1 protein-coding gene is annotated in these 1,621 nt (G+C 72.4%); it reads left to right on the plus strand.

The features are described from left to right. The first annotated feature begins 133 nt into the window (after positions 1–133). A complete protein-coding gene (locus DW925_RS09965; RefSeq protein ID WP_117790919.1) occupies positions 134–1,396 on the plus strand; it encodes an IS30 family transposase in 1,263 nt (420 codons plus the stop codon). Positions 1,397–1,621 lie beyond the last annotated feature (225 nt).

Consider the following 1,621-nt stretch of genomic DNA (forward strand, 5'->3'; position numbering starts at 1 on the left):
CCTTGATTCTCATCTTCATTGCAACAGCCTCAGGACTCAGCGCAACGCGTTGCGCTGAGTCCTGAGTCGCGAATCCGGGTAGGCAACCCCAGAGGGGCCGGAATCCCCCGGCCCGCGATGGAGGGAGGCCGAAATGTCCAGACCCAAGCCGTCCGGGAGGTCGTACGGGAGGCTCACGAGGCACGAGAGGAACACGGTCGAGAGGATGCTCGACCGCAACCGCAGCGCCCGCGATATCGCCGCGGAGCTCGGCAGGTCGCCCTCGACCGTGACCAGGGAGGTTGCGGCGCACCGCTACGTCACCGCGCCGCGCTCGCGCTACGGCGAGCCCGCGCCCGCGGACCTCTCGGGGGCCTGCCCCAGGCTCTCCGCGTGGCCGAGGTGCTGCAACGGCTGCTCGCACAGGAGGGGCTACGGCTGCTCGAGGAGGCCCAGGGTGTTCTACAGCGCCAGGAGGGCGCAGGAGGCGGCCGACGCCGAGCTCTCGGCGAGCAGGTCCGGGATCGACGAGACCGAGGAGGGCGCCGCCGCCAAGCTCGCGGCCATCAGGGACGGGCTCGCGCGCGGGCTCTCCCCGCAGCAGATAGCGGCGACGACCCCCGGGCTCAGCGCCTCCACCGTCTACAGGTGGGTGGACGCCGGCTACGACGGCATGACGAACATGGAGCTCAGGCGCAAGGTCGGCTACAGGCCGAGGTCGCGCCGGGCCCCGGGGAGGGCGACGTCCCACTCGTCGCGCAGGTCGCACGCGTCGTTCCTCGCGCTCGGAGAGGACGCCTGCGCCGCGGCCTGGGAGATGGACACCGTCGAGGGCTCCAGGGGCGACTCCGCCAGGCTCCTCACGCTCCTGCACCGCCCGAGCCGCTTCCAGCTGGCCCTGCCGCTGCCGGACGGCACGTGCGCCTCGGTCCTGGCGGCGCTCTCCTCCCTGCGCGGGGTCCTCGGCGAGGACGGCGCGAGGCGCGCCTTCGGCGCCGTGCTCACCGACAACGGGAGCGAGTTCGCCGACGAGGGCGCCATCGCGGCGCTGATCGGCGAGCGGGACGGCGAGACCAGGCTCTTCTACTGCGACCCCCGGCAGAGCCAGCAGAAGGGCGCGTGCGAGAAGAACCACGTGGAGATCAGGAAGCTGCTGCCCAAGGGCGCCGGGGCCAGGTTCGACCGGCTGACGGCGGCGGACTGCGCGCTGCTCATGTCGCAGGTGAACTCCGAGCCGAGGGGGGCGCTCGGGTTCCTGACGCCGGCGCGCGTGCTGCGGATGGCCCTCGGGGAGGACGCCTCCGCCCTCATGGACGCGTTCGGGATAGAGGAGCTGGCGCCCGGCGAGCTCGACCTCACGCCCGGCTGCATCGACAGGGCCAGGGCCGCGAGGGGCGAGGGGCCGCTGGCGGGATAGGCGGCGGGCCGGGACATGGGCCGGAAGGCCCGTTGCGCTGAGTCCGGAACGGCTGCGCGGCGGGCTGGCGGAGCATGCGGCGGCGGCATGGGGGCACCGGCCTCCATAGCCTCTCCACCTGCGGAAACGGTGCGACGGCCAGGTGCCGGGAGCTATTCCCGCGTTGCGCTAGCTGCGGAAACGCGGGGCCCGTTCAGGCTGTTGCGTTGAGATTGAAAATCAACC

The sequence above is a fragment of the Collinsella sp. AM43-1 genome (assembly GCF_003467925.1).
GTDB lineage: Bacteria > Actinomycetota > Coriobacteriia > Coriobacteriales > Coriobacteriaceae > Collinsella.

What these genes read in the sequence shown, in the direction of transcription:
- DW925_RS09965 (WP_117790919.1), top strand. Translation starts at nt 134, where the DNA reads ATGTCCAGACCCAAGCCGTCCGGGAGGTCGTACGGGAGGCTCACGAGG.